The organism is Streptomyces sp. NPDC001407 (genome assembly GCF_042895325.1).
In the GTDB taxonomy this organism is placed as follows: Bacteria; Actinomycetota; Actinomycetes; order Streptomycetales; family Streptomycetaceae; genus Streptomyces.
Window position 1 is genome coordinate 339,062 of sequence record NZ_JBIAWF010000003.1, and the last position, 25,749, is coordinate 364,810.

At 71.2% G+C, this 25,749-nt stretch carries 23 protein-coding genes and 1 tRNA gene; 9 read left to right on the forward strand and 15 right to left on the reverse strand.

From position 1 onward, the window contains the following. Nucleotides 1-34: 34 nt before the first annotated feature. From ACFY1P_RS06825 to ACFY1P_RS06840, 4 genes are read right to left on the reverse strand one after another with little or no spacing between them, the layout of a single operon-like run. Entirely contained in the window at nucleotides 35-1,549 is a 1,515-nt protein-coding gene (locus ACFY1P_RS06825; protein ID WP_390750026.1) for an AMP-binding protein, read from the reverse strand. A 44-nt stretch (nucleotides 1,550-1,593) separates the two neighbouring features. Continuing rightward, entirely contained in the window at nucleotides 1,594-1,845 is a 252-nt protein-coding gene (locus tag ACFY1P_RS06830) for an acyl carrier protein (RefSeq protein WP_361530197.1), read from the reverse strand. Between the two features lie 25 nt (nucleotides 1,846-1,870). Then, entirely contained in the window at nucleotides 1,871-2,806 is a 936-nt protein-coding gene (locus ACFY1P_RS06835; RefSeq protein WP_361530173.1) for an ACP S-malonyltransferase, read from the reverse strand. A gap of 32 nt (nucleotides 2,807-2,838) precedes the next feature. Beyond that, the gene (locus ACFY1P_RS06840; protein ID WP_361530176.1) at nucleotides 2,839-3,735 is read right to left on the reverse strand and encodes a proline iminopeptidase-family hydrolase; all 897 of its coding nucleotides are present in this window, start codon (nucleotides 3,733-3,735) and stop codon (nucleotides 2,839-2,841) included. A gap of 205 nt (nucleotides 3,736-3,940) precedes the next feature. Here ACFY1P_RS06840 and ACFY1P_RS06845 point away from each other — a divergent pair, with 205 nt between their 5' ends. The 6 genes from ACFY1P_RS06845 (at nucleotide 3,941) to ACFY1P_RS06870 (ending at nucleotide 9,685) form a co-directional block, all read left to right on the forward strand. Further along, nucleotides 3,941-5,320, forward strand: coding sequence for a serine hydrolase domain-containing protein (locus ACFY1P_RS06845; RefSeq protein WP_390749944.1), 1,380 nt, complete (start codon nucleotides 3,941-3,943; stop codon nucleotides 5,318-5,320). A 127-nt stretch (nucleotides 5,321-5,447) separates the two neighbouring features. After that, entirely contained in the window at nucleotides 5,448-6,671 is a 1,224-nt protein-coding gene (locus tag ACFY1P_RS06850) for a cytochrome P450 (protein WP_361530182.1), read from the forward strand. 43 nt (nucleotides 6,672-6,714) lie between these two features. Next, the gene (locus ACFY1P_RS06855) at nucleotides 6,715-7,935 is read left to right on the forward strand and encodes a cytochrome P450 (protein WP_361530185.1); all 1,221 of its coding nucleotides are present in this window, start codon (nucleotides 6,715-6,717) and stop codon (nucleotides 7,933-7,935) included. Nucleotides 7,936-7,989: 54 nt separating this feature from the next. Then, complete coding sequence (locus ACFY1P_RS06860; RefSeq protein WP_390749945.1) at nucleotides 7,990-8,169, forward strand: ferredoxin; 180 nt, start codon at nucleotides 7,990-7,992, stop codon at nucleotides 8,167-8,169. Nucleotides 8,170-8,264: 95 nt separating this feature from the next. Next, nucleotides 8,265-8,885: an ABC transporter ATP-binding protein gene (locus tag ACFY1P_RS06865; RefSeq protein WP_390749946.1), complete on the forward strand. Its 621-nt coding sequence runs from the start codon at nucleotides 8,265-8,267 to the stop codon at nucleotides 8,883-8,885. Then, on the forward strand, nucleotides 8,882-9,685 hold the full coding sequence (locus ACFY1P_RS06870) for an ABC transporter permease (protein ID WP_390749947.1): 804 nt from the start codon (nucleotides 8,882-8,884) through the stop codon (nucleotides 9,683-9,685). The genes ACFY1P_RS06865 and ACFY1P_RS06870 overlap by 4 nt, the downstream gene beginning before the upstream one ends. Before the next feature lie 480 nt (nucleotides 9,686-10,165). On the opposite strand, the gene ACFY1P_RS06875 is transcribed toward ACFY1P_RS06870, so the two are convergent. From ACFY1P_RS06875 to ACFY1P_RS06920, 10 genes are all read right to left on the reverse strand, one after another. Further along, nucleotides 10,166-10,903 carry a DsbA family protein gene (locus tag ACFY1P_RS06875; protein ID WP_390750027.1) on the reverse strand — a complete coding sequence of 246 codons (738 nt, stop codon included), beginning with the start codon at nucleotides 10,901-10,903 and terminating at the stop codon, nucleotides 10,166-10,168. 96 nt (nucleotides 10,904-10,999) lie between these two features. Further along, nucleotides 11,000-14,755 (reverse strand): multicopper oxidase domain-containing protein, encoded by a 3,756-nt coding sequence (locus tag ACFY1P_RS06880; protein ID WP_390749948.1) that lies wholly within the window; start codon nucleotides 14,753-14,755, stop codon nucleotides 11,000-11,002. Nucleotides 14,756-14,834: 79 nt separating this feature from the next. Further along, nucleotides 14,835-15,881 carry a methyltransferase domain-containing protein gene (locus ACFY1P_RS06885; RefSeq protein WP_390749949.1) on the reverse strand — a complete coding sequence of 349 codons (1,047 nt, stop codon included), beginning with the start codon at nucleotides 15,879-15,881 and terminating at the stop codon, nucleotides 14,835-14,837. After that, nucleotides 15,878-16,180 carry a Rieske (2Fe-2S) protein gene (locus ACFY1P_RS06890; protein ID WP_390749950.1) on the reverse strand — a complete coding sequence of 101 codons (303 nt, stop codon included), beginning with the start codon at nucleotides 16,178-16,180 and terminating at the stop codon, nucleotides 15,878-15,880. The genes ACFY1P_RS06885 and ACFY1P_RS06890 overlap by 4 nt, the downstream gene beginning before the upstream one ends. Beyond that, nucleotides 16,177-17,007: an iron-containing redox enzyme family protein gene (locus ACFY1P_RS06895; RefSeq protein WP_361532451.1), complete on the reverse strand. Its 831-nt coding sequence runs from the start codon at nucleotides 17,005-17,007 to the stop codon at nucleotides 16,177-16,179. Before ACFY1P_RS06895 ends, ACFY1P_RS06890 begins: the two co-directional genes overlap by 4 nt. After that, nucleotides 17,004-17,795, reverse strand: a complete 792-nt coding sequence (locus ACFY1P_RS06900) for a dihydrodipicolinate synthase family protein (RefSeq protein WP_390749951.1) — start codon at nucleotides 17,793-17,795, stop codon at nucleotides 17,004-17,006. Before ACFY1P_RS06900 ends, ACFY1P_RS06895 begins: the two co-directional genes overlap by 4 nt. After that, a complete protein-coding gene (locus ACFY1P_RS06905; protein WP_390749952.1) occupies nucleotides 17,780-18,355 on the reverse strand; it encodes a DUF6190 family protein in 576 nt (191 codons plus the stop codon). The genes ACFY1P_RS06900 and ACFY1P_RS06905 overlap by 16 nt, the downstream gene beginning before the upstream one ends. Beyond that, the gene (locus tag ACFY1P_RS06910) at nucleotides 18,345-19,544 is read right to left on the reverse strand and encodes a pyridoxal phosphate-dependent aminotransferase (protein WP_361532460.1); all 1,200 of its coding nucleotides are present in this window, start codon (nucleotides 19,542-19,544) and stop codon (nucleotides 18,345-18,347) included. The genes ACFY1P_RS06905 and ACFY1P_RS06910 overlap by 11 nt, the downstream gene beginning before the upstream one ends. Nucleotides 19,545-20,324: 780 nt before the next feature. After that, nucleotides 20,325-20,900 (reverse strand): YceI family protein, encoded by a 576-nt coding sequence (locus tag ACFY1P_RS06915; RefSeq protein WP_361532463.1) that lies wholly within the window; start codon nucleotides 20,898-20,900, stop codon nucleotides 20,325-20,327. 17 nt (nucleotides 20,901-20,917) lie between these two features. Then, nucleotides 20,918-21,262, reverse strand: coding sequence for a rhodanese-like domain-containing protein (locus ACFY1P_RS06920; RefSeq protein WP_361532466.1), 345 nt, complete (start codon nucleotides 21,260-21,262; stop codon nucleotides 20,918-20,920). A gap of 93 nt (nucleotides 21,263-21,355) precedes the next feature. On the opposite strand from ACFY1P_RS06920, the gene ACFY1P_RS06925 reads away from it, so the two are divergent. The 3 genes from ACFY1P_RS06925 (at nucleotide 21,356) to ACFY1P_RS06935 (ending at nucleotide 23,957) form a co-directional block, all read left to right on the forward strand. Further along, on the forward strand, nucleotides 21,356-21,829 hold the full coding sequence (locus ACFY1P_RS06925; protein ID WP_361532469.1) for a MarR family transcriptional regulator: 474 nt from the start codon (nucleotides 21,356-21,358) through the stop codon (nucleotides 21,827-21,829). A gap of 234 nt (nucleotides 21,830-22,063) precedes the next feature. After that, nucleotides 22,064-23,812, forward strand: coding sequence for a TIGR03767 family metallophosphoesterase (locus ACFY1P_RS06930; protein ID WP_390749953.1), 1,749 nt, complete (start codon nucleotides 22,064-22,066; stop codon nucleotides 23,810-23,812). Between the two features lie 68 nt (nucleotides 23,813-23,880). Next, nucleotides 23,881-23,957 (forward strand) — tRNA-Lys (locus ACFY1P_RS06935). A gap of 49 nt (nucleotides 23,958-24,006) precedes the next feature. Here the strand turns inward: ACFY1P_RS06935 and ACFY1P_RS06940 are convergent. Further along, complete coding sequence (locus ACFY1P_RS06940) at nucleotides 24,007-25,710, reverse strand: cholesterol oxidase substrate-binding domain-containing protein (protein WP_390749954.1); 1,704 nt, start codon at nucleotides 25,708-25,710, stop codon at nucleotides 24,007-24,009. Nucleotides 25,711-25,749 lie beyond the last annotated feature (39 nt).

A 25,749-nucleotide genomic window follows, 5' to 3' on the forward strand; every position in this document is an offset into this window, starting at 1 on the left:
CAGAGCCCTCGTGTGCAGCCGGGAAGCGACCGTCTCAGTCGACTGTCGGCGCGGCCTGGAGGGCGAGCTTCTTGCGGTCTATCTTTCGGTTCGGATTCAGCGGGAATTCCGTGAGGTGCACGTACTTCTTGGGCACGATCGCCACCGGCAGCACGCCGCGCACCTCGCGGGCGAGCCTCGCCGGGTGCACGACGGCGCCGGTGTAGAACACCACCAGCTCGGCCGTGCCCTCCGCGGTGACGGCGACGGTGACCGCGTCCTGCACTCCGGCGCAGGACCGCACCGCGGCGTCGACCTCGGCGAGTTCGACCCTTACGCCGTGCACCTGGACCTGTGCGTCCTCGCGGCCGAGGTAGAGGAGCTCACCGTCGTCGGCGCGGCGGACCCGGTCCCCGGTGCGGTACCACCGCAGGCCGTCCTTGTGGAAGAAGCGGCCGATGTCGTCGGTGGGGTCGAGGTAGCCGGGCGTCAGCTGCGGCCCCGCGACGCACAGTTCCCCCTCGGTCGCGCTCTCGGCACCCGTGGGGTCGAGCAGCAGGACGTCGTGCCCGCCGTGCACCGTGCCGATCGGCACGACGCCGTGGAGTCCGCGCCCGGCGGTCCACCGGTGGGCGGAGACGGTGATGGTCAGCTCGGTGGGGCCGTAGAGGTTCTCCAGGGTGGAGTCCGGGGCGGCGGTGTGCCAGTCCTCGGCGTCCTGGCAGCCCAGTGCCTCCCCGGCGAAGAAGCTCCACCGCAGCGACGGCATGGCTCCGGGCCGCAGGCCGCCCATGCGCCGGATCAGCGCGATCGCGCTGGGCGTGGAGAACCAGACGGTCAGCCCCTCGGCGGCGGCGAATTCCGGCATGTCCCTGAACGCCTGGGGTGGTGGCACGGTCAGGGTGGCACCGGCGCCCCAGGCGCAGAAGAGGTCGAAGACCGCGCAGTCGAAGTTGAGGTCGAAGTTCTGCGAGAAGACGTCCTCGGGCCCGAAGTCGTACCGCTCGTCGAGCAGGCGGAAGTAGTGCCGGGCGTTGGCGTGCGTGACGGGCACGCCCTTCGGCCGGCCCGTCGAGCCCGAGGTGAACAGCACGTACGCGATGTCCGACTCCCGTACGCGCACCGGCCCTTCGAGGACGGCGGCCGCGTCGACCGGCACGGCCGGCATCGGCTGGCCCGCCGGGGGGAAGAGCACCGGAAGATCGACGCCCAGCTCCCACAGTCCGGTCAGGGCGGGCAGCGCGTCGTCGTCCGCGAGGATCGCGCCGACCCCGCTCGCCTCGATCATCTGCCGGGTCCGCGCCGCCGGGAAGGCGGGTTGCAGCGGGACCATGGTGATCCCGGTGTACAGCCCGGCCAGGACGGCCGCGTACGCCGAGATGCCCTTGCCCGCCAGCACGCCGATCGCGGCCGGGCGCGACGGCAGCCCGGCGAGCAGCGAGCCCGCCAGGAGCAGCGCGCGCTCGTGCAGTTCGCGGTAGGTGAGCCGCGCGCCGCCGGAGCGGACGGCCGGGCGGTCCGGCGAGCGGGCCAGGCCGCGCAGGAAGCGTGCCGGGAGCACGGCTTCCATGGTGTCGTGGGTGTCGTCGTCCATCGTGGTGTCCCCGGTCCCGGCTATCCGGCCGCGGTGGGCAGCAGGCTCTCCACGGTCTTCCAGAGGATGCCGGGGTTCTCGAAGTTCTCCATGGCCAGCGCGCCGTCGAGGAACCTCACGTCATAGGCGTGCTCGAGGTTCCCGAGGAGCTCGACCACGCCCAGGGAGTCGAGGCCCAGGTCGCGCAGGCAGGTGCCGGCCTCCAGCGGCTCGTCCGGCCCGAGGAAGGGCAGGAACTTGCGCAGAAGCTGTTCGAACTGGTCGTCCCACATGCTGGATCCCAATCGTCAAGGGTGCTCAGGCGGCGCCGGCCCGGCGCCGGGGTGTCATCGCCAGCCGCGGATGGGCGGGGATGACCTCGAAGTTCTTCGTCGTGCGGCCGACCCGGCCGAACAGGCTGTCCGGCCCGGCCACGCAGACCCGCTCGACACCCGCCTTCTTGAGTGCGTCCACGACGGACGGCCAGTCCAGGGGGCGGGTGAAGCTGTCCAGGAGCATGGTGCGGATGCCGTCGGCGGTGTGCAGCAGGGTGCCGTCCTGGTCGGCGACCACCGGCAGCCACGGGTCGGCGAAGTCGAGGGTGGCCAGCACCTCCCGCTCGACCTGCTCGCGCAGGGGCGCGAACGCGGCCGCGTGCATGGGTGGCCGCATGGTGTAGAGCGACATCCCGCCGACGGCGCGCAGCCGTTCCTGCATCCACGGCACGCGGCTCTCGGCCAGCGAGACCATGAAGAAGTCGTCGTCGATGTAGCAGGAGACGGCGTGCCATTCGCCCTCGGCGTCGAGCTCGGCGAGGATCTCGTCGAGCCGCTCGCGGGGCGTGCGGGTGAAGGAGAGGGTGACAATGTCCCGGTGTTCCTCGGCGAAGTAGGCGTCCATGCGGCGCGCGAGCTCGGCGGTCACGCGGACGGCCTCGGCGACGGGCAGGGCGCCGGAGAAGGCGATCGCCGCCTTCTCGCCGAAGCTCGGCCCCACGCACAGGCCGGGTTCGATCCCCAGCCGCTGCCGCGCCCACTCGGCGGACGCCAGGCAGTTGACCAGGAAGGCGACCTGTGCCGCTTCCGAGTAGTCGCCCTCGGCCTCGCGGAAGGCGTCGACCAAGCAATAGCCGAGCACGTCGTCGGCGAGGGCGACCAGCTCCCGGGCGCGGGGGTTCACCACCATGAACCGGCCGACGTCACCGAACGCGGACGGTCCCATGCCGGGAAAGACGATCGCCGTGTTGTTCGCCATGGGGTGCCAGGGCCTCTCTTCCGGTCCGGTCTCTACAGGCTCTTCAGGAAATCGGTCAGCACCTCGGTGAACCGCTCCGGCTCCTCCAGGTGCGGCACGTGGCTCGACTCCTCGAAGACCTCCCAGCGCACGTCCGGGATGCGGTCCTGGAAGGGCTGCATGGTCACCTGGGTCGCCTCGTCGTGGCGGCCGTTGAGCAGCAGCGTGGGTACGGCGACGGTGTCCAGGTCGTCGATGACCGACCAGTCCTTGAGAGTGCCGATCACATGGAACTCGTTCGGCCCGTTCATCGTGTAGTAGACGGTCGGGTCGTTGTAGATCTCCATGAACGAGGAGAGGAAGTCCCGCGGCCACGGCAGGGTCCGGCACACGTGGCGGTCGTAGAAGACGCGCATGGCGGTGAAGTATTCGTCGGTGTCGGTCGTGCCGGCCGCCTCGTGCCGCCGCAGCGTGTCGTCCACGCCGGGCGGGAGCGCGGCCCGGAGCACGTCCATCTCGTCGAGCCACAGGGGGTACGAGGCGGGCGAGTTGGCGATGACCAGGCCGCGCAGCCCGGCCGGGCGGGCCGCGGCGTGCTTGGCGGAGAGCAGGCCGCCCCAGGACTGCCCGAACAGCACATAGTTACCGGCGACCCCGAGCCGGCCGAGCAGGTTGTCCAGCTCGCCGAGGAAGAGCCCGGGGGTCCAGAAGTCGGCGCCGCGGTCGGGCAGATGGGTCGATCCGCCGTTGCCGAGCTGGTCGTAGTGGACGACCGGCCAGCCGGCCTCGGCGAGTGCGGTGAGGCTCAGCAGGTAGTCGTGCGTGCTGCCGGGGCCGCCGTGCACGACGACGAGGGCGGGCCTGTCCGTGTCGAGGTCGCCGGTGATTCGGTACCAGGTCTGGTACTCCCCGAAAGGGACGGTTCCCTTCGCGCTGGGGTCCGCGGACACGGTAAGCACCTCACTCCGGGCTGCGGTTACGTGTTCCGGCTCCGACGCTAACGGGGCGACCGGCGCCACTTGGACCCCTAGGAGCCCCTAACCGCACCCCCCGGGTCCGCACGGCGTTCGGATCTTGCGAACACTGTGCGGATATATGTACAGTGTTCGCAGAGAGAGCCCGACGAGAGACACCGGCAAGAGGAGTGACCCCGCCATGACCTTCGATCTCGCCCACTGGCAGGCACGGTTCGACGAGCTGCGCGCGGCGCACCACGTGCCCGGCGCGACGCTGGCCGTGCTCACCGGAGGGGACGTCCACGAGCTCGCCAGTGGCGTGCTGCACCGGGGCACGGGCGTGGAGGCGACCACCGACTCGGTGTTCCAGCTCGGCTCGATAGCCAAGGTCTACACCGCCACGCTGGTGATGGGGCTCGCCGAGGACGGCGCGCTCGACCTGGACGCCCCGGTGGTGGACGTCCTGCCGGAGTTCGCCGTCGCCGACCCCCGGGCCACCCGGGCCATCACCACCCGGCAGCTGCTCTCCCACACCAGCGGCCTCACCTGCGACTTCACCCACGACACCGGGCGCGGCGACGACTGTCTCGCCCGTTACGTCGAGGCCGCCCGGGGCGTGGCGCTGGACTGCCCGCCCGGCACCGCCGTCTCGTACAGCAGCGTCGGCTACAACGTGCTGGGCCGCATCGTCGAGGTGCTCACCGGGCTGACCTGGGACGAGGCTCTCAAGCAGCGGCTGCTGGCCCCGCTCGGGCTCGACCGGACGATGACGCTGCCCGAGGAGGCGCTGGCGTTCCGGGCGGCGATGGGGCACCTGGGCGAGCCGGGCCAGGACCCGGAGCCGGCCCCCGCGTGGGACATGATGCCGCGCTCGGCGGGCCCGTACGGCCGGGTCATCGCCTCCGCCGCCGATGTCGTGCGGCTGGCCGCGATGCACCTCGACGGCGGCAAGGCCCAGGACGGCACGCGCCTGCTCTCCCCCGGGACGGTGGCGGCGATGCAGCGGCGCGAGGTCGACGTCCCCGACAAGTGGACGGTCAGCGCGGACGGCTGGGGGCTGGGCTGGACGCTGTACGACTGGGACGGGATCGCGGGCTTCGGCCACGACGGCGCGTCCATCGGGCAGTACGCCTATCTGCGGGTGGTGCCGGAGGCTGGCGTGGCCGTCGCGCTGCTGACCAACGGCGGCGCCGCGCGCAAGCTCTACGCCTCGCTGCTGCGCGAACTCCTCGCCGAACTGGCCGGGGTGCGGATACCGGACTCCCTCGCCCCGGCGGAGCGGCCGCCCGTGGTCGACATGGCGCCGCTCGTCGGCACCTACCGCCGCGAGGGCGTGGTCATCACCGTCTCCGAGCGCGACGGCGCGCCGCACATGGTCTACGAGTTCGTGGACGGCATGAAGGACTTCTCCCCGCCGCTCGACATCGACCTGGTGCCGGTGTCCGCGACGGTGTTCGCCGGGACGGGCGCGGGCCCCTCCTTCAGCGAGGACTGGATGCCGGTGGTGTTCTCGACGCTGGCCGACGGCACCGGGTGCGTCTACGTCGGCATGCGGGCCGCGCCGAAGACCGGCCGCTGACTGGGGCCGGTAGGGGTACGTTCCGCGGGCCGCGGTGTCTAGCGTGCGAACGGCGGTCGCAGGCACGCCGCTCCGGGCGCCGGTCCCCGTGCCCGCCCGTACGAACAGTCGAGTGCGAGAGGGCACCATGACGCAACCCGCCGAGCAGGCGCACCAGCACCCCGCGTTCCCGATGGCCCGCAGCTGCCCCTTCGGCCCGCCGGAGGAATACGCCAAGCTCCGCGCCGGCGAGCCGGTCTCCCGCGCCACGCTCAAGGTCAACGGCAAGCCCGCCTGGCTGATCGCCAAGCACGAGCACGTCAAGAAGGTGCTCGGCGACTCCCGGGTGAGCGCCAATCTGAAGCTGCCCGGCTATCCGCTCCAGGTGCCGGTGCCGGAGGAGATGCTCCAGGCGGTCCCGCTGACGTTCCTGTCGATGGACCCGCCGGACCACACCGTCCAGCGCCGCATGCTGGCACCCGAGTTCAGCGTCCGGCAGATGCGCGCCCTGCGGCCGCGGGTGCAGCAGATCGTGGACGCCCGGATCGACGCGATGCTCGCCGCGGGCGGCCCCGTCGACCTCGTCACCGCGCTCGCCCTGCCCGTGCCCTCCCTCGTCATCTGCGAACTGCTCGGCGTCCCCTACGAGGACCACCCGCGGTTCGAGATCTGGGCCGGTCAGATCATGAACCGCGACATCAGCGACGAGGAGCGCGGGCAGGCCCACTACGAACTCGACCGGTACGTCGACCAGCTGGTCACCGCCAAGGAGAGCGAGCCCGGCGACGACATGATCAGCCGGCTGATCGAGAAGAACCGGCAGGAGCCCGCGGTCGAGCACGCCGACATCGTGAGCATGGCCAGGCTGATGCTGGTCACCGGCCACGAGACGACCGCCAACATGATCGCCCTCGGCACCCTGGCCCTGCTGGAGCACCCCGAGCAGCTCGACGCGGTCAAGAGCGACGCCGGACTGCTCCCCCGCGCCGTCGAGGAACTCCTGCGCTACTTCAGCATCTCCGACTCCGGCACCGCGCGGGTCGCCCTGGAGGACATCGAGATCGGCGGCGTCACCATCCGGGCCGGCGAGGGCATCCTGCCGCTCAACAACTCCGCCAATCACGACGAGGCGGTCTTCACCGACGCGGACACCCTGGACATCCACCGCGAGGAGGCCCGCAGCCACCTCGCCTTCGGCTACGGCGTGCACCAGTGCATCGGGCAGAACCTCGCCCGCCTGGAGCTGGAGATCGTCTACGGCACCCTCTTCCGCCGCATCCCGGGCCTCCGCCTCGCCGCGCCCCTGGACGAGCTCCGCTTCAAGGACGACGCCATCGTGTTCGGCGCCTACGAGCTGCCCGTCACCTGGTGACCCGTCCGCACCCGCACCGAGTCCTACCGTCCGAAGGGGCACCATGACGCAGTCCGCCGACCAGGCGCAGTACCCGGCCTTCCCGATGACCCGCACCTGCCCGTTCAGCCCGCCGGAGGAGTACGCCAAGCTCCGCGCCGGCGAGCCGGTCTCCCGCGCCACGCTCAAGGTCAACGGCAAGCCCGCCTGGCTGATCACCACCTACGAGCACGTGAAGCAGGTGCTCGGCGACTCCCGGGTGAGCTCCAACCTCAAGCTGCCCGGCTATCCGCACCAGTTCCACATCCCCGAGGAGATGCTCGCCTCCGTACGGCTGATGCTGCTCTCCATGGACCCGCCGGACCACACCGCCCAGCGCCGCATGCTGATCCCCGAGTTCACCGCGCGCCGGATCCGGGCGATGCGCCCGCGGATCCAGGAGCTCGTGGACGCCCGGATCGACGCGATGCTCGCCGCGGGCGGCCCGGTCGACCTCGTGACCGCGCTCGCCCTGCCCGTGCCCTCCCTCGTCATCTGCGAACTGCTCGGCGTCCCCTACGAGGACCACGCGCGGTTCGAGGAGTGGTCGGCGATGATGATGAACCACGACGCCGGCCCCGAGGAGTACGGCGCGGCCGTCCAGGCCCTCGACACCTATCTGGACTCGCTGGTCACCAGCAAGGAGAACGCGCCCGGCGACGACCTGATCAGCCGGTTCATCGAGAAGAACCGCACGGAACAGGTCGCCGACCACACGGACGTCGTGACGATGGCGCGCCTGATGCTCGTCGGCGGCCACGAGACGACCGCCAACATGATCGCCCTCGGTGTGCTGGCGCTGCTGGAGCACCCCGAGCAGCTCGACGCGGTCAGGAGCGACCCCGAGCTGCTGCCCAAGGCGGTCGAGGAGCTGCTCCGCTTCTTCAGCATCTCGGACTCGGGCGCGGCGCGCGTGGCCCTGGAGGACATCGAGGTCGGTGACGTCACCATCCGGGCCGGCGAGGGCATCCTCCCGCTCAACAACTCCGCCGACCACGACGAGAGCGTCTTCCCCGACCCGGACACCCTCGACATCCACCGCGAGGAGGCCCGCAGCCACCTCGCCTTCGGCTACGGCATCCACCAGTGCATCGGCGCCAACCTCGCCCGCCTCGAACTCGAGATCGTCTACGGCACCCTCTTCCGCCGCATCCCCGGACTCCGCCTCGCCGCACCCCTGGACGAGCTCCGCTTCAAGGACGACGCCATGGTCTACGGCGTCTACGAGCTCCCCGTCACCTGGTGATCCACTCCCGGATCATCCGCTCCTGAATCGAGGTCCATCGCCATGCGTGTCAGCGTGGAATCCCACAGGTGCGTGGGGTCCGGCCAGTGCGTGATGCTCACGCCGGACGTCTTCGACCAGGACGACGACGGCCTCGTCGTCCTGCTCCAGGAGGCACCCCCGGAGGACGTGCACGACGACGTCCGTCAGGCGGCCATGACGTGCCCGACGCAGGTCATCCGGCTCGACGAGTGACGCGAGTGGTGCCAGTGACGCTGGTGGCGCGGCCGGGCGCAACGGATTCCCCCATGGTTCGTTGAGGTCAGGGGGGCCGAGGCCGAGGGAGCGCGATGCCCGCACCACCGCCCGCCCTGAGCGTGCGCGACGTACACAAGTCGTACGGATCCCACGAGGTGCTGCGGGGCGTCTCGCTCACCCTCGCCCCCGGCACCCTCGCCGGGCTCGTCGGGGAGAACGGCGCGGGCAAGACGACGCTGCTGCGCATCCTGTGCGGGCAGCTCCCCGCCGACTCGGGGACGGTGGAGCACCTGGGGGCACTGGGCTACTGCCCCCAGGAGACGGTGCTCAACGACTTCCTCACCGTCGAGCAGCACGTGCGCTACTTCCGCTCCGCGTACGACCTGGACAATGTGGACCGCGCGGAGGAGCTCCTGGAGGAGCTCCACTTCGCGGAGTACCGCCACACCCGGGTCGACGCCCTGAGCGGCGGCACCCGGCAGAAGCTCAATCTGACGCTGGCCCTGATGCACGACCCGCGGGTGCTGCTGCTGGACGAGCCCTATCAGGGCTTCGACTGGGAGACCTATCTGCGCTTCTGGGACCTCGCCGCCCGGCTGCGGGACCGCGGCCGGTGCGTCCTCGTCGTCTCCCACCTGGCCTGGGACACCGAGCGGCTGGACGAACTGCACGAGTTGCGCGACGGCGTCGCGGGGCCCGGGGCGGGGCGGTGAGCCGGGCCCGGTCGCGGCTCGCCACGGCCATCGGCTTCGCCCTGCTGGAACACGCCCGCAACCGCTTCGCGCTCGTCCTGGTCGTGTTCTACATCCCGCTGTGGCTCACGCTGGAGCACTGGTTCGTCACCTCCGATCCCGCGACGTTCCTGCTGCGCGCGACCGGGGCGCGGCTGACCGTCGACGGCGGCCATCTGACGATGGTGTCCGGGGCGGTCAACACGGTCACGCTGATCGTCGGATTCATGATGTTCATGACGACGTTCAAGTCCCTGGCCTTCGACACCCGGCTGGTGCTCGCCGGCTATCCCCGGTTGCATCTGCTGATCGCCAAGGTCGTCGCGATGACACTGGCGGCGGCCCTGATCGCGGGCTACGCCACGGCCGTGGTCTGTTACTACTGGGACCCGGTGCGGCCCGCGCTGCTGGCGGCGGGGCTGTTCACCGCGGCCGTCGCCTACGGCGGGATCGGCATCCTGCTGGGCGCGTTCCTGCGGAGCGAGCTGGCGGGGATGTTCGTCATCATCATGGTCAGCCTGCTGGACACGATGCTCCAGAATCCGATCAGCAACCCTGCGGCGAGCAAGGACGGGGTGAACCTGCTGCCGGAGTACGGGCCGACGCAGGTGAGCGTAGCGGCGGGCTTCACCCACTCGGTGCCGTGGGAGCAACTGCCGCTTGGTCCCCTGTGGTTCGCGGGGTCGTGGCTGCTGGGGACGGCGGCTTTCCATCTCCGCACGCGCGATCATCGGCTGACCGGGGGTGCGATCCGCGGGCGCGGGCCGTCGGTCCGGGCGTAGGCCGTCTTGTTCCCCTACCCGCCGCTGCATGTGATGTGCGGCTCCGCCGCGTGGGGGGCTGCGCCTGCGGCGCTTTGTTCCCCTACCCCGCCCCTTCCCGAAACTGGGGCTTCGCCCCAGACCCCTGACCGCGCTCCGCGCGGTGTCCTCAAACTCCCCCAGCTAACGCTGGGAGGTGCCCCCAACGGGCTGGATGGTGCGGACCGTAACCAGCGAATTCAGCCCGTCCGGCGTTTGAGGACGCTCCCCCAGACTTCGTCCGGGGGGACCCCCAAGGGCGCTGGGGTCCAGGGTCTCCCCGGTTTCGGGAAGGGGCGGGGTAGGGGAACAAAGCGCCGCTGGGGGCACCTCCCAGCGTTAGCTGGGGGAGCACTCCAGCCGCACCCGGGCACGGGTCCGGGGCGGAGCCCCGGCCGCGGCGGAGCCGCGCATCAGATGCTGCGGGAAGGGGCGGGGCTGGGGAAGAAAAAACCGCCGCCGTCAGGCGTCCCCACCCGCATCACCCAAAAGCTTTGCCGCCCGCATCAGCAACTCCTCATACACCGCAGGCCGATCCTCGTCGATCACCGGCGCCCCGACCCCGAAGTCCCCGTTGACCCACCGCGCCGAGACCCCAGGATTCGCCGACTCCGTACCGTCGTACAGGAAGACATGCGGACTGCACCGCACCCTCCCGTCGCACGCAGCGCGGTACTGCTCGAACACCGCCCGCCGCGCACTCCCGTCGTCGAGCGCGTCGGCGAGGGCGTCGACGTCCACGACCCCCGTGGCGCGCGCCGTGTCGAGGATGACGTGCCTCATGGAGATGCACCGGCCCTCGGCCCAGAAGGCGCGCCGCAGGGCGAGGTCGAGTTGTTCACTGGCCTGCCAACTCTGGGCCTTGGCCGCCTCGACCGCCTCCAGCGCGGGCAGTGTGGTGACGGGGTAGGTCCAGTCGGGGCCCTGCCACAGCCGCCAGCCGGCGTCCGGTTCCAGTGCGCCGAGCACGGAGATCTCCGAGTCGACGCCGGGGCGGGCGTTGACCTCTTCGTTGAACAGCTCCAGCGGGAAGGCCCGCAGGTCGAACCAGACGCGGCCCTCCAGCCCGAGCCGGCGCCGCGTGGTGTGCAGGCGGTGCACGGCGACGTGCGCGAAGGAGCAGTTCAGGTCGGTGAAGACGACGACGGTGTCCGGGCTGTCCGGCAGCCGGGGATCTCTGCCGGCCGCGGTGTTCGGTATCTGCTTCACATCTCTCCTCACGGGGAGTCGCCTGGAGCGGGCCCGGCCCGCGGCCGTGCCCGCTCCAGGCACCTTGTCACGGCGTCCGGCGCGCCGTCACGGTGTTTCGGTCACACGGAGCAGTCCCCACCAGCCCTCGCAGACTCCCCAGTGCAGATTGCCGGTGCGGTAGGCGTAGTCGCCGGGGTAGTTGGCGCGGAAGCGGACGGTGCGGGTGCTGCCCGCGGCGAGGGCGCCGATGGTCGAGACGTACGGGCCGCGGCCGGTCCCGGAGCTGTCCCAGACCTGGCCGTGCACGGTGAAGCACTGGTTGCGGCTGCGGGCTCCGCCGATGGCCAGGTGGATCGCCACCTGGTCGCCGGCCCGGCACCGGAGCAGCGGGGTGGGCGGGGCGGGGTCGGCCAGCACGGGGTGGAGCGGGTGCAGGGCGGCGGTGCGGTAGTTGAACGCCTTCTGCCCGTCGTCGTCCCGGCTGTCGGAGAACAGGTCGGCGACGGGCTGGGTGAGGTCGCCGTCGTGGAAGAGCCGCAGCCCGTCCTGGCTGACCAGCACCAGTTCGTGCACCGGCTCCGCGTTGAGCCTGCGGACGACCGCCTGTTCGCCGGTCCAGCACTGCGCGCCGGAGTCCGGGTCGTAGGGGGTGGCGTCGGCGGCCTCCACGACGAGGGCTCCCACGAGGCCGCGGCGCATGTGGGAGACCACGTCGGCCTGGTCGCGGAGCAGGGCGACGCCGGGCTCGGCGGCGTACCAGTGGTAGGTGCGCGAGCCACCGGGCTTGACGGTGCTGTCCTCGTTGTATCCGGCGTGGGCTCCGTCGTCGGTCCGGACGTCGTAGCGCAGGCGGGTCGGGTGCAGGGAGACGCGGCCGGAGATCACGCGGGAGGCGGGGTCGTCCTTGGCCAGCAGCGGCGGGTCGAAGGCGCTCGCCGGCGGGGGCCCGTCCAGCTCGTTGACGAGGGTCACCTCGACCCACTCGCCCTCCCGGCAGCGCAGCACCAGCGGGCCTTCCTGCCGGACGCCGTCGACCTCGTAGACGAGCCCGTACGGGTCGACGCGCTTGTCGCTGTAGAGGATGTCGCGGGCCTTGGCACGGACGGTGAAGCGGCGGACCCGCTGCTTGGGCGGCAGATGGCCGAGCACCGGGGAGGCGGCGGGCAGGGCGGGCAGGCCCTCGCGAGGGCTGTCGTGCAGGCGCAGCAGCCCCCAGCAGCCCAGCCACAGATCGTCGGTGGCCCCGAACGACCAGAGGTGGTCGCCCGGCCCCTGCCGGGGGTCGAGGTCGAGGTCGCCGACGTTGGAGATGCCCAGGGTCAGCTGGTCGCGCCAGGGGGTGTCGGGGCGGCCACGCCACTGGCGCCAGCGCAGCCCGTTGGTGGTGAAGCTGTGCTGGAGGTCGTGGGAGCCCTGGAGGACATGCAGCCGGATCCGCTCACCGGGGTAGGCGTGCAGCAGGGGCGTGCCGGGGTCGCCGTGCACGCTGCTGGCGAACCAGTCGGCGGGGTCGCCGCCGCGCTCGGAGAGGGGTTCGCAGCGGTAGTTGACGGCCATCACGCCCTGGTCGTCCGGGGCGCCGGGCGTCGGGGGCGGGTTGATGGGCCCGCCGCCGTGGCCGCCGGGCATCTGCGCGCCGGCCATCTGCATGTGCTCGACGAGGGGGACGAAGTCCGCGACGGCCAGCACGAATTCGCGGAACTGGCCCTCGGGGCGTTTGATCACGGCCTGGGTGCCGCGGCGCAGCGGTGTCGTCGCGTCGGCGGGCTCGTACCACTCGGCGTCCTCCGCCTCGGCGACCATCGCGCCGAAGAGGCCGTGCCGCTGGCGGTAGTTGGCGAGCAGGTGGTCGTGGAAGAAGACGGTGCCGAACTCCTCGTTGACCCACCACCGGTAGGTCCAGGAGTGGTAGCGGCCGAAGTCCTCTGTGCCCTGGTCCACGGTGGTGGTGCCGGAGATGTAGTTCCAGCCGATGCTGGAGCCGTCGGAGATGAGGGGGTCGTATTTGACGAGGTGGGTGTGGAGCCCGCACTCGGGCTGGAAGGGCAGCGCGGGGTCGAAGGCGTTCTCCTTCTGGGGGCCGGTGGGCAGCGCGTTGGTGAGGGTGAGTTCCAGGATCTCGCCCTTGCGGGCGCGGATGACCAGGGGCTCGATGGTGCGCTCGCCGGCTTCGAGCTGCCGCCGGAACTCCTCGAGCCCGCCCGCCTCCTCCAGTTCCTCCGCGAGGACGAAGAAGTGTCCGCGGTGGTCGTGCCAGGTCACGGCGTGCTCGGCGGTGGGGTCGCCGTGGTAGTAGACGGTGCCGCTGGCGGCGACCAGGTGGTAGCGGCGTACGGGCGCGTCCGGTGGGCCGATCTTGGTGAACGCCTCGCCGGGCTGGGGGTCCTGGCAGAAGGCCGCGGCCTCCAGCGGGGTGGGCTCGCGGCCCATGCCCAGCGGCTGGTGCGGGGTGCGCGGCGGCCGGGGCGACTTCTGCGGATAGGCGGCGGCTTCCCGCATGAAGTTCGGGAAGCCGGGCTTCTCGGGCGTGGGCAGCGGCGGCGGGGCGCGGTGCGGGAGCGGGGCGAGGGCCGTGATCGGGGTGCCGTCGGGGTAGGTGCCGGTGCCGTCCTGGAGGGTGTCGAACATCCGGAAGAGGCCCCACATGCCCATGTGGAAGTGGACGTACATGTGGCAGTGCCAGATCGCGTCGCCGACGGCGGCCTGCGCGGAGCCGAGGCCGCCGATGAGTTCCAGGGTGAGGCCCTCCTGGGGGCTGATGCTGACGGAGTCCACGATCGGGGACTCCGGGTCGCCCGGGTCGCTGCGCCACTGGTGGAGGTGGGTGTGGAAGACGTGGGTGTCGCGCATGCCGCCGTGCACGAGCCGGATCACCGCGGGGTCGCCCTGGTAGCCGCGCAGCACGGGGGTGGCGGGGTCGCCGAACATCCATGAGCTGTGGTGCATCTCCTCGCCCGTCTGGGCGTCGCGCACCGGGTCGAGCTGTCCGCTGTCCAGCATCTGCTGGTAGCGGTACATCCGCCATTCCATGGGCTCGATGCGGAGGTTGACCGGCAGCATGGCGTTGTTGGGCGGGGTGAGGTCGGCGAGGGTGTCCGGGCCGCCCCGGCGCGCCCTGGCGGCCACCGACGGGTGGGTCATGGGACTGACCGCGTCCATGCCGGCACCCGTGCCGCCCGTCGCACCCATGCCACCCATGCCGCCCATGGGCATCACGGTGGAGAGGTCGGCGGGGTTGTCGTTGCTGGGGTACTCCATCATGAAGATGACGAACTCGCGGAAGCTGCGGTCGGGCAGGTGCACATCCGCGTAGAGCCCGGAGGCGAGGTCGCTGCCGGTCTCCGGGTCGGTCCAGGTGGCGTCCTCCGCCTCCACCACGAGCGCGCCGATCATGCCGTGGCTCTGGCCGCCCTCGCCGCGCGGGTCCGCCATGTCGCCGAAGTGGAAGACGCCCTCGTGCTCGCACACCCACTCGTAGACGCGGGTGCCGCCGGGCGGGACGCTGGTGTCGGGGTTGCGGCCGACGGCCAGTCCGTCCTGGGCGCGGGCGTCGTACTGCACGCCCTGCATGGTGATGCCGGTGGGGCGGTCCAGTTCGTTGCTCAGGCGCACGCGCAGCCGCTCGCCGCGGCGCACCCGCAGGACGAGCGGCCGGGTCAGCGGGTGCGGCTTCGGGACCCGGTCGGGCTCCTTGAGGTAGTCCGGGAACGGCGAGGGCCAGGCGGCGGCGACCGCCCGGAGCTCCTCGGCGTCCTCGGCGAGGGTGTAGAGGGCGCCGTTCGCGTCGTAGTCCCCGAACCCGTTGTAGGCGATGGGGACGTGCAGGGCGACGACGTCGTACGTGCGTGTGGGTGTTGCCATCAGTTGTGCTCCCCCGTGATGTCGTACGTGCGCGCTTGCGATGGGATGTGGGAGGTGGAGGGTTTGGGCATCGGGCCCGTCAGGCGGCGGTGCTGTGCGCGAACCGCGCGATCTCCTCGCCGCTGGAGAGGATCCGGCCCTCCCAGCGGTAACTCTGCTGGAAGGGACCGCCCTCGCCCGCCCCGCCGTTCCGGGTGAAGGTGAGGACGACCCGGTCGCCGCGCCGCACGGCCACCTGGTTCTCGATCGGCAGATAGCAGTGCTTCCAGCTGTCGGAGGCGGTGCGTTCCGCGATGCCGTCGCCGGAGATGTCCAGGGCCACGGTGTCGGACAGGGTGGCCACGAAGTAGCCCTTGAAGCCGCTCAGCACGCCGTCCCGGTGCACGGTGAAGACGAGCGGCACCTGGTAGGTCGCGGACGGTTCGGCCTGCTCCAGGTCGTAGACGCGCACGATCCGCGGCGCGGCGAGGTGGCCGTCCAGCGGCAGGACCACGTCGTAGTAGAGGTCGAAGGGGCCGCGGGCGCCCCGGCTGCGCAGCAGTTCGGCGAAGTGCCCGGCCCCGCCGCCGTCCTGCGGCAGCCCCGCGCGCACCTGGGCGTGGGCGCGGGGGGCGGTCACCGGGACGAGGTAGCTCTCGACCCGGCGCGGGAGCATCGTGCCGCCGGGCGCGAGGAAGCGGCGGCGCGCGTCGGCGAGGATCGCGGCGAAGCCCTCGTTGTCGGCGAGGTTGCCCATGATCTCCGAGATGACGACGTCGGCCCGCTCGGGCAGCTCCACGTCGAAGGAGAGGCCGTGGACGGGCCGGAAGCGGTCGCCGTGACCGGCGGCCGTCACCCGGTCGCGGGCGGTGCGCAGCACCTCGGCGTTGAGCTCGATGCCGTAGACCCGGCGGGCGCCCGCCTCCAGGGCCCACTGGGCGAGGATGCCGGTACCGGTGCCCAGGTCGAGGACGGTGGCGCCGGGGCGTACGGCCTCCAGGACGGCGGCGCGGAACGCCTCCATACGCAGGTCGTCGCCGAGCATCAGGTCGTGGAAGGCGAAGTCCCAGTCGGTGAGCCGTTCGGAGGCGGGCAGCCAGACCTGTTCCGCGGTGTACGGCGCCGGGCCGTCGGTGGTGGCGGTCACTGTGGCTCTCCTCGCGTTTCTGCCGGGGCGGTGCGGTCGTCGCCGCCGGCCTCGCGCCCGGCGGGCCGGACCGGGAGCGGGCCCGCGCAGGGGCCCGAGACCTGACGGCCGGTGACGAGGTCGAAGGTGGAGCGGTGCAGCGGGCAGGTGATGCGCAGGGTGTGGGCGCTGACGTAGCCGTGGGCGAGCCGGCCCTTGCGGTGCGGGCAGGCCGCCGCGATCTCGTACGCCCGGCCGTCGACGGTGACGCGCACCCACTCCCCCGGCAGCGGCTCGACGATGGGTGTCTGGTCGGTCACGCCGCCTCCCGGGCCCGTTCGACGGCCGCCTCGAAGGCGGTGCCGATGAGTTCGGAGACGAGCAGGGCGCCGGTCCACAGCCGGGTGGGGTCGAGGCCGTGGGCGGACTCGTACTCCCGGATGGCCACCTGCATCTCCTTGCGGTGGAAGGTGTCGATGTGGAGGTGCTCGGTGTAGTACCGCCCGTTGGCGATGCCGAGCCGTTCGCAGGCGCGGGCCTGGACGGTGAAGGCGGACGGGATGCTGGCCTCCAGATAGGCGAGGCCGCCGAGGAAGTGCTCCATGTGCGGGGCGCGCTGGGTGAGCCAGTAGAAGACGTCGAGGAAGGCGTAGGTCTCGTCGCTGGTGCGGTCCAGATAGGCGTCCAGTTCGAGCGGGAGACCGAGTTCCGCGAGGAGGTTCACGTAGAGCTGGGAGTGGGCCTGCTGGAGGTTCCCGCAGCCGAACTCGTCGATGATCACCCGCATCACGGCCATCTGCGCGCGCAGCGGCAGGCGTGGTATCGCGGGGAAGAAGTTCTGCGCCTCGGTGAGCCCGTCCGGCGCGAACTCCGCGACCACATAGGCCATTTGACCGATCGTCGCCTCCTCGGCGAGGTAGCGCCCCGCCGGTGTGCCCTCGCTCTCCTTGGCCAGCAGGTCCTCCAGCGCCGCGACCCAGTCGGCGCGGGAGGCGAGCGGTGGTGTCGTCTCCTCCAGGTGGGCCACGCGGGCCACCACCCAGTCGCGCTCGATCCGCTCGATCTCGGCGAGGGTCCGTACGTCGGGCAGGGAGCGGTTGTGGACGAACAGCCGCTTGAGGTCGCTGTCCGTCGGCGCGGTCCTCATGTGCGGCTCCCTTCCGGTGCTGCGGTCCGGTCGGTGCCGAGCACCTGGCGGCGGTGGAGTTCGGTCTTGAGCGAGCGGTACCAGTCGGGCCGGTCCAGACCGTACCGCTCGCAGGCTTCGCGCACGGCCGCGTCGTACACCGGCCGGGCCTCGAACGCCGTTGCGCACAGGGCTGGTTCGGCGTTGGCGAGGGACATGACCCAGCCGTCCACCTCCCCGCAGACGCCCACGAGGTGCTCCAGGCCCTGGAGGACCGGCACGCCGGGGCGTGCGGCGAGCAGGGCGCGGGTGGCCGCGGGGTCGCCCGCGGAGTCCTTGACGGCCACCACGCCCGGCAGGGCGCAGATCCTCAGCAGGGTGTCGTGCTCGACGGTGTTACGGGAGATGCCGGACTCGTGGTAGACGACGACGGGCAGTCCCGCCTGCGCCACGGCCGCGTAGTGGTCGTACATCTCCCGCTGGGTGACGTCCGGCCCGTACGGCGTGGTGGTGACGACGGCGGTGGCGCCGAGGCGGGCGGCGGTTTGGGCCAGCGCGGTCACCTCCGCCGTGCCGGGCCGCTGGATCCCGGCGAGCACCGGCAGCCCGTCGGCGCAGGCCAGCGTGTGGGTGACCATGTCCTTCCATTGACGGTCCGTCAGCGCCCAGCCCTCGCCGGTGCTCAGGGCCGGGAGCAGGGCGGTGGCGTGGGGCCGCACCGAGGCGACAAGGGCTGCGACGTCCGCCCGGGGCACCTCGCCCCCGGCGGACAGCGGGGTCACCAGGGGGACCGTCACTCCGTGGAACATCCGTCCTCCCCCCACAGGAGTCCGTGCGGGATCCGCAGGGCGAGCGAAGCTCGGTAGAGCTTCTCCAGGCCCTCGGGGAAGGGGACTTCCGGTCCGGCTTCGGGCGGGTGGACGGTCAGGGCCCGGCAGGCGCGCAGGCCGGGGCTGACCGTGCAGAGGACGCCGCCGTGGCGCAGCACCATGCCGGCCAGCAGCCGCTCGTGCACGGGCAGTCCGGCGGTGGCGTCCGCGCCCAGGCCCGCTTCGATGTCCTCGCGGGTGTAGCCGAGGCGGTCGATGCGCATGTCGGTGTGCAGGTGGTCCATGAAGGGGTAGTAGGCGTCCTGGAGTTCGCGCGGGAAGCGCCACACCAGGTCGTCGCAGCGGCCCACCTGTTCCCAGCTCATCACGACCCGGCCGTGGAGCCGGGTGGCGAAGAAGGACTTGCAGGCGATCCGTGTCGCCTCGTCCGCGCTGTTCATGCCGAGGAACAGCGCGGCGTCCACATAGGTGGTGCGCACGGGGTGCTCGTGGCCGGCCGCCTCCCGGTGCGGGCGGCCGGTGCGCAGCTCACCGGTCATGGCGTTCCAGCGCGGCGGTGAGGCGGGTCATCGCGGCGGAGAACATCCGCGGGTCGCGGGCGAGTGCGATGCGCAGATAGCGCTCGCCCTTGCCGGGTTCGCTCCAGTAGAAGTAGCGGCCGGGCAGCAGATAGAGCCCGTCGGAGGTGAGGTCGCGCTGGAGCTCGGTGGCGGTCAGTGTGGGGTGGTCGATCCTGAACCAGGCGACACTCACGTTGACCACCGGCTCCTGGTACTCCAGGATCGACCCGTCCAGCGCCTTGCGGGCGGTCTCGCGGTTGCGGGTGAGGACGTCACGGACCGAGGAGAGGTCGTCCTCGATGGAGTCCTCGATGTACTCGGCGAGCATGTTCAGCACGAACGGCGAGACATTGAGCAGAACGCTGGTGTGCAGGTTGTATACCGCCTCATGGATATCGTCGCTGACGGTGAGCATGGCGCATTTCGCGTCCTGCACCGGCCAGGTCTTCCCGGTGTCCTCGATCGCCATGTAGCTGACGCCTGAATTCTCCAGGAGCTCGTACATGTCGAAGCGGGCGACGTCGGGGTCGAAAAGCGTGAAGGAGGCGAAGCAGAAATCAATCACCAGCAGCTTTCCGTGGTCCTTGCAGAACCGGACGACTTCCTCGAATCCCTTCCGGCCGTGTTTGAGCAGGCTGAAGCCGGTGGGGTTGTTCGGGTCGACCAGGAACAGGGCGTCGGTACGGACCCTGCGCGCCAGCTCCGCATAGATCCGGTCGGGTTCGGCGAAGGCCGATTCGTCCACCGGGTAGAGCGGCACGCCCATATTGGCCAGCACGTCGTAGAGATTGTCGAAGCACGGCTCGATCAGCGAGACCGCCATCCGCCGGCGCTTGAGGTACATGCCGACGACCATGGTCGATATGGACGCGGCGTAGGAGAGCATGGTCTTCTGCCGCGCCCGCGCGGTCGGCTGCCGGTGCAGGCGGAAGAACGCGTCGGTGAACCGCTGTTCGTAGGTCTCCTGGAGCCCCTCCTCCGCTTCGTACCACAGCTCCGGGAGCCGGGCGACGATGCGGCGCTGGCTGGCCGACTGCCGCTGGTGCGTATGGGCGTCCGCGAGGTTGAACTCGGTCCGCAGGGCCTGGATCTCGTGCTGGGTGAGGTCGACGAGAGCCCCGTCGGTGAGGATCTCGGGTGAACTGGTGCGGGTGCCGCTGTGGTTCATGGTTCCTCCCGTGCACACGGTCGGTTCTCGGACCTGCCGGGTCCGGCGCGGTCCGTGGTGCTGCTCCGCTCACCCGGCCACGCCGCCGAAGGCACTTCGGCGAGGCCGCCGGGACCATCCCTGGGGACGCCCCGCACGCCGTGCGCGGCACTGTGCCGGCGCACCGGCGGGCCGGAGCGTGGAAGAAATTGCGCGGCCGCGTATTTATCCGCGGCGCGGGCGCAATTCAGCTGATGTGGTGCTGCCTTGAGGTGTGGGGCCACACGGTCGTGCCGGGCCGGTGAAGCGGCTCGGATTTCCTTGTGGCGCGCCGACGGCTACGCGTGCCCGGACCGGGCCACTCTGTGCCCGTCGGCTGTCCGGGCGTCGCCCGGAATTAAGTGATCCGCAATGTGGTGATCTTCTCGGCCGCTCGCCGATGCCCCGATCACGAGCTGTCTCCCGCGTCGGTCGGCATCTTCATGCGAACACGGTCGGATTTACTCGCCATGTTCCTTCTCCCCCGTAACGGACCGCAGTCCGACGCGCAGGACTATGCCATACCCGCAACACCGCGGGCAAGCGTTCCCATAGCCCCGATTTACTTGTCGGAAATAAATCAAGATCCATTCATATGCCGCTGGACAGCGGGTAATTGAGAGAGATCCATTCCGGACCGCGTACAAGCGGAATGGCCCGCCGGACGTCCGTGAAACGAAAGGCGGGCATGGCACAGCGCCCCGCACGCGGTGCCCGAAGAGGGCCACGGCGTGCGGGGCGGTGCGGTGTGCGGGCGCGGGTTCAGCTCTCGCGGATCGTCTCGATCTCCAGCGTCAGCTCGATCTCCTTGGAGACCAGGATGCCGCCGGTCTCCAGGGCCATGTTCCAGGTCAGGCCCCAGTCCTCGCGGTTGACCTTGCCGTGCGCCGAGAAGATCGCGCGGTCGTTGTTCCACGGGTCGCGGGCGTAGCCGAGGTAGTCCACGTCCAGGGTGACGGAGCGCGTCACGCCCTTGATGGTGAGGTCCCCGGTCATCTTTCCCTTGTCGCCCTGCCAGGTCACCGCCGTCGAGGCGAAGGTGGCCTTGGGGTGCTTCTCCACGTCGAAGAAGTCGCCCGAGCGGAGGTGGTCGTCACGGGTGCGGTCGCCGCTGTCGACGCTGGCCATGTCGATGACCGCGGTGACCCGGCTGTCCTCGGGCCGCTCACCGATCTCGACGGAGGCCTCGACGCCGGTGAACCGGCCGCGCACCTTGGTCAGCATGAAGTGCCGTCCCAGGAAGCCGACTTCGGCGTGGCCGGGGTCGACCTTCCAGGTGCCGGCGGACGGCAGCTCGACGCCGTTCACCTGGCGGGTGGGGGAAGCGGAGGTGCTCATGAGGTGTCGCCTTCCTTTCAGGCGGTCCTGCTGGAGGGCCCGGTCTCGGTCGGCAGCCCGGCGTCGATCCAGTCCTGCTTGCCCTCGCCGTATTCGTAGACGTTCGCGTAGCCGAGCTCGGTCAGGCGCTTCGCGGCGATGCCGGAATTGCCGCAGGGCTCGTTGGCGCAGTAGACGATGATCTCGGCCTGCTTGTCGGGCAGCAGCTCGGGAGCCAGCTTGTCCACCGCGTCGTGCGGCAGGTTGAGCGCGCCGGGCAGGTGCGCCTCCTCGTAGTACGAGGCGGGCAGCGCCTCGATGACCGTCACCGCACCGCTGTCGATCTTCTTCTTGACGTCGTCACGCCCGATGTTGCGGACCATGCCGCCACCCCTTCGAGGTTCGAGTTTTCCGTGCGTTCGCACACACACTACCAAGTGCGTGCGGACGCACACAAGGGCCGATATACTTTCCCCGTGAGCAAAGGGGATGTGGGCATCGAGGCATGGCGAGCACTGCTGCTCGCCCACAACACAGCCGTCCGCGCGATCGAGAGCGACGTGCAGCGCGAGGGCCGCGTCCCCCTGACGTGGTACGACGTGCTGCTGGAGCTCAAGGCCGCGGGCGAGCACGGACTGCGGATGCAGGAGGTCGCCGAGCGCGTGGTACTCAGCCGCACCCGCGTCAGCCGCCTGGTCGACGAGATGGTGCGGGTGGGCCTCGTCCGCAAGGACGCGGACGGTGCGGACAAGCGCGTGGTCTGGGCGGTCATCACAGAGGACGGCCTGGAAGCGCTGCGGGCGACCGCGCCCGCCTACATGCGCGGCATCCGCCGCCACTTCTCCGCCTACCTCACCGACGAGGAGACCGAGGTGGTCGCCGAGGCCCTCACCAAGGTGGCCCGCGGCGAGCTCGTCGACACGGTGGACGCCCCGCGCCGCCGCGGCTGAACGCTGCTCAACTCCCGGACGGGCGCGGACCGCTGACGGTCCGCGCCCGTCCGTGTGCCGGTGGTGATGCACGGCTCCTCCTCACCAACCCTTTGCCGTTCGTTCACGGAATGGCCCCTGCCGGTCAGCATGCTGGCGAGTGACGATTACCAGCCGGTAAGTACGGCGTCGGGGCACCACGGGACGGTGGTCCGGCGCCGAGGGCTGTCCCCCACGGAGTCAGGAGCACGCGGCATGCCCGCATACAGCAGACGTCAGTTCCTCACCGGCGCCTCGGCCGCGGCCGCCGGAGCCGCGCTCGCGCTGGCCGACAGCTGGTACGCGTCCGCGGCCGTACGCGACCGGGCGGTGGCCGCCTCCGCCGCCAGGGCGGTCCGGATCGGCGGCACCACCCTGGAGCAGGTGGCCACGCCGACGGGCACCGGCCCGTACAAGCTCTTGCGCTCCGGCCCCGGCTGGCCCCTTGTCGTACGCACCGAACTCGCCGCCGCCTCCTCGGCGCGGGACGCCAGGCGTACGGCGCTCGCGTCCTTCGTGCAGTTCACCGACCTGCACCTGGCCGACACGGAGTCGCCCGTACGCTTCGAGTTCCTCGCCCCGCACAACGACAGCGCGCACCGCCCGCAGGAGGTGCTGACCGTACGCGGCGCCTCCTCGCTCGTGGAGCGGGTGAACTCCCTGGTCGGCGGCCCCTGGACGGGACAGCCCTTCTCCCTGGTCATGGCCACCGGTGACAACACCGACAACCACGAGCTGATCGAGCTCGACTGGTACCTCTCCGTCATGAGCGGCGGCCGCGTCACCCCCAACAGCGGTGACCCGGCGCGCTACGAGGGCGTGCAGAACTCGGGCAACGCGGCCTTCTGGCACCCGGAGTCCTCCTTCCGGGACTCCTACAAGGGCCGGGGCTTCCCCGAGATACCCCGCTTCCTCTCCGCCGCGGGCAGTTCCTTCACCGCACCGGGGCTGCGCACCCCGTGGTACTCCACGGTCGGCAACCACGACGACAGCATCGAGGGCACGCTGCCCGACCTCGGCCTCCTCCATTCCCTCTACACCGGTGACCGCAAGCTGGAGGGCTGCGACCAGGCGGAGGCCGCGAAGCTGGCGGACGCGCTGCGCAACGACCCGGCGCAGGCCGTGCTCCGGCTGGCACACCTGCTGAAGAACTCGGGCCCGGTGCGCCACATCACCGCCGACGAGCGGCGCGCCCCGTTCACCCCGAAGGAATTCGCCACGGCCCACCTCGACCCGAAATACACCGGCCCCGGCCCCGTGGGCCACGGCTTCACCGCCTCGGCCGCCGACAGCGGGAAGCTCTACTACACCTTCCCCGTCTCGGAAGGCGTGCTGGGCATCAGCCTGGACACCACCAACCCGGCCGGATTCGCCGACGGTTCGGTGGGCACCGCGCAGCTGAAGTGGCTGGAGTCCGTGCTCCAGGCCCACAGCGGACACTGGTACGACGGCGACGGCCACGTCGTCAAGGGCGGGACCGGGGGAGCGCTGGTCGTCCTCTTCAGCCACCACACCAGCACGAGCATGGGCAACCTGCTGCCGGACCCGCACCACCCCTTCGAAGGACGGCACGACGGCGCCGCCCTGGTCGCGCTCCTCCAGCGCTATCCCAACGTCGTCGCCTGGGTCAACGGCCACACCCACGAGAACCGCATCACGGCCCACGGCCACACCGTGCCCGAGCGCGCCTTCTGGGAGATCAACACCGCCTCCCACGTCGACTTCCCGCAGCACGCGCGGATCATCGAGATCGCGGACAACGGCGACGGCACGCTGTCGCTCTTCACCACGCTGGTGGAGTCGGCCGCTCCGTACACGACCGACTTCTCCGACACCTCCGAGGCCGGCCTCGCGGCCCTCTACCGCGAGCTGTCCTACAACGACCCCTATGCCACACCGGACCGGAAGCTCGGTGCCCCCGTCGACCACAACACCGAGTTGCTGCTGACGAAGCCCCGGGGCTGACCGGGCCACGCGGTGGTCCGTCCCGGGCCCGGGACGGACCATCCGGAACCTCATGTAATATTTCTTCCGCGCCGCTAGCTCAGTTGGTCAGAGCGGCTGACTCTTAATCAGCAGGTCCGGGGTTCGAGTCCCTGGTGGCGCACCACAGGCGAAGGCCCCCGCTCCGGCGGGGGCCTTCGCCGTCTTCCCCGGGCTCAGGAGGAGAAGAGCCTTTCCAGGAAGGGACTTCGGAAGACTCCGGCAGGGTCGTGGCGGTCGAGTGCGGCTGCGGCGTCCTCCCAGCGTGTGCCCGCAGGCTGGCCAGTCCGGAAGGCGCCGGGCCAGGTTCTGCCGAGGAGCGCCGCGTCGGTCCAGGCGCCGCCCGGGCCATAGGCCCAGCCCTTGGCCCACTCGGGGCGGATCGCGCACCAGCCGGTGAAGTGGGTGACCATCCACTGTTCGAGGTCGCGGTGGAAGGTGTGCTCCCCCGGTGTGCCGGGGAAGGTCGTGGAGTTCAGCCAGACGACGGTGTCCCACTCGGGGTGGTCGGGCCGGGGCCGGGCCGGTGAGAGCCACGGGCCGTCGGGGGCGGGCGCGTCGACACCGGTGATCCGCACGTCGACGGGGCCGTTGACCGGGTACTCCCCGCGCGCCCGGTGCGCGTCGAGCACCTGCTGGAAGCGGGACCAGAAGCCGTGCAGCACGCGCTGCACGTCCGCTCGCGCGCAGAGCACCGCCCAGCCGGCGAACACATAGCGCAGCGTGGTGGGCCGCATATAGAGCACCGTGTTCTTCGACCAGCCCCACAGGTCCCAGGTGGCGGTCGCGGTCAGCCCGAGCCTGATGCCCTCCGCCAGCCCGGTGGTGAGCACGGGCGTCAGCGCGGTGGCGCCCCGCATGATCTCGGCCGCGAGATCGGACAGTTGCCGGGGGATGACGTCGTAGAAGACATAGGGATAGGGGGCGTCGGTCTCCCGGGACGTGAGCGGCCGCCGGGGCTCCTCGGACCAGAGCTTGAGCCAGGCCCGCTCGGTGTACGGCAGCCACAGCACCTCGACGCGCCCGCTGCCCGCCAGGGCGCGGTCGAGCGTACGGCCGGGTCCTCCGGGCGGGCCGAAGAGTTCCGCCATGGGGATGTCGTACGAACTGACGCACCGCAGCCGGACGTTCGCGGGCACCCGGAGGGTCGCCTCCGCGACGAACGCCCGGCCGAGGTGCAGGAGGAACGCCGCGGTGTCGGGCTCGCCTCGGTGGAACGTCCGCAAGGCATACCGCCCGGCCGCGGCGTCCCAGACCACCGCGGTGAGTGACTCCACCAGATCGCTGACGGTCGACGCGAAGGCGTGCCCCGCGCCGGGAGCCGGCACGCCCGTGCCGTGGCCGCCGATGGCCAGGGCTCCGGCCACGGTCAGATCTCCGATGGCGGGGACGCACGTCAGCCCGTGACCGGCGGCCTCCAGGACGGAGTGCACCGCGTCCATGGTGGCTCCGGCCTGCGCGATGACGGCCGGGGATCCGCCGCGGCGGAGCGCGATCGCGGTGAGGTGTTCCGTGGAGTCGACCAGGACGAGCCGGCCGGTGGCCTCGCCCCGGCGGGCGAGCAGGGGCGACCAGCTGTGGCCGCTGCCCTTGGGGCGCAGCCGCCAGCCCTGGGCGCGCGCCCAGTCGGCCAGCGTGACGACATCGGCGGGGGTCGCGGGGAGCGCGGTCCACACCGCGTCCAGGGCGACCTCGCCGGACCAGTTCCGAAAGCCCTGGCGGACGAGGCGGATGCCGGGCGGGAAGGACGGCGGGGCGCTCATGCCCGCGGCGTGCGCGTCCAGCCGGAAGGCCGGGGTCCAGCCCATGGCCGTCCCCGCGGCGGTGGCGGCGGCTGCGGTGAGCACCCGGCGCCGGCCCGGCGCTTCCTTGTCGGTCACTTCGTCAGCCTTTCTGTCATGGCTGCTACGGCAGTTCGC

Bases quoted from the DNA above. Each gene is read 5' to 3' on its own strand.
- ACFY1P_RS06825 (WP_390750026.1), bottom strand. From the start codon at position 1,549: ATGGAAGCCGTGCTCCCGGCACGCTTCCTGCGCGGCCTGGCCCGCTCG.
- ACFY1P_RS06830 (WP_361530197.1), bottom strand. From the start codon at position 1,845: ATGTGGGACGACCAGTTCGAACAGCTTCTGCGCAAGTTCCTGCCCTTC.
- ACFY1P_RS06835 (WP_361530173.1), bottom strand. From the start codon at position 2,806: ATGGCGAACAACACGGCGATCGTCTTTCCCGGCATGGGACCGTCCGCG.
- ACFY1P_RS06845 (WP_390749944.1), top strand. From the start codon at position 3,941: ATGACCTTCGATCTCGCCCACTGGCAGGCACGGTTCGACGAGCTGCGC.
- ACFY1P_RS06850 (WP_361530182.1), top strand. From the start codon at position 5,448: ATGACGCAACCCGCCGAGCAGGCGCACCAGCACCCCGCGTTCCCGATG.
- ACFY1P_RS06855 (WP_361530185.1), top strand. From the start codon at position 6,715: ATGACGCAGTCCGCCGACCAGGCGCAGTACCCGGCCTTCCCGATGACC.
- ACFY1P_RS06865 (WP_390749946.1), top strand. From the start codon at position 8,265: ATGCCCGCACCACCGCCCGCCCTGAGCGTGCGCGACGTACACAAGTCG.
- ACFY1P_RS06880 (WP_390749948.1), bottom strand. From the start codon at position 14,755: ATGGCAACACCCACACGCACGTACGACGTCGTCGCCCTGCACGTCCCC.
- ACFY1P_RS06895 (WP_361532451.1), bottom strand. From the start codon at position 17,007: ATGAGGACCGCGCCGACGGACAGCGACCTCAAGCGGCTGTTCGTCCAC.
- ACFY1P_RS06900 (WP_390749951.1), bottom strand. From the start codon at position 17,795: ATGTTCCACGGAGTGACGGTCCCCCTGGTGACCCCGCTGTCCGCCGGG.
- ACFY1P_RS06905 (WP_390749952.1), bottom strand. From the start codon at position 18,355: ATGACCGGTGAGCTGCGCACCGGCCGCCCGCACCGGGAGGCGGCCGGC.
- ACFY1P_RS06910 (WP_361532460.1), bottom strand. From the start codon at position 19,544: ATGAACCACAGCGGCACCCGCACCAGTTCACCCGAGATCCTCACCGAC.
- ACFY1P_RS06915 (WP_361532463.1), bottom strand. From the start codon at position 20,900: ATGAGCACCTCCGCTTCCCCCACCCGCCAGGTGAACGGCGTCGAGCTG.
- ACFY1P_RS06920 (WP_361532466.1), bottom strand. From the start codon at position 21,262: ATGGTCCGCAACATCGGGCGTGACGACGTCAAGAAGAAGATCGACAGC.
- ACFY1P_RS06930 (WP_390749953.1), top strand. From the start codon at position 22,064: ATGCCCGCATACAGCAGACGTCAGTTCCTCACCGGCGCCTCGGCCGCG.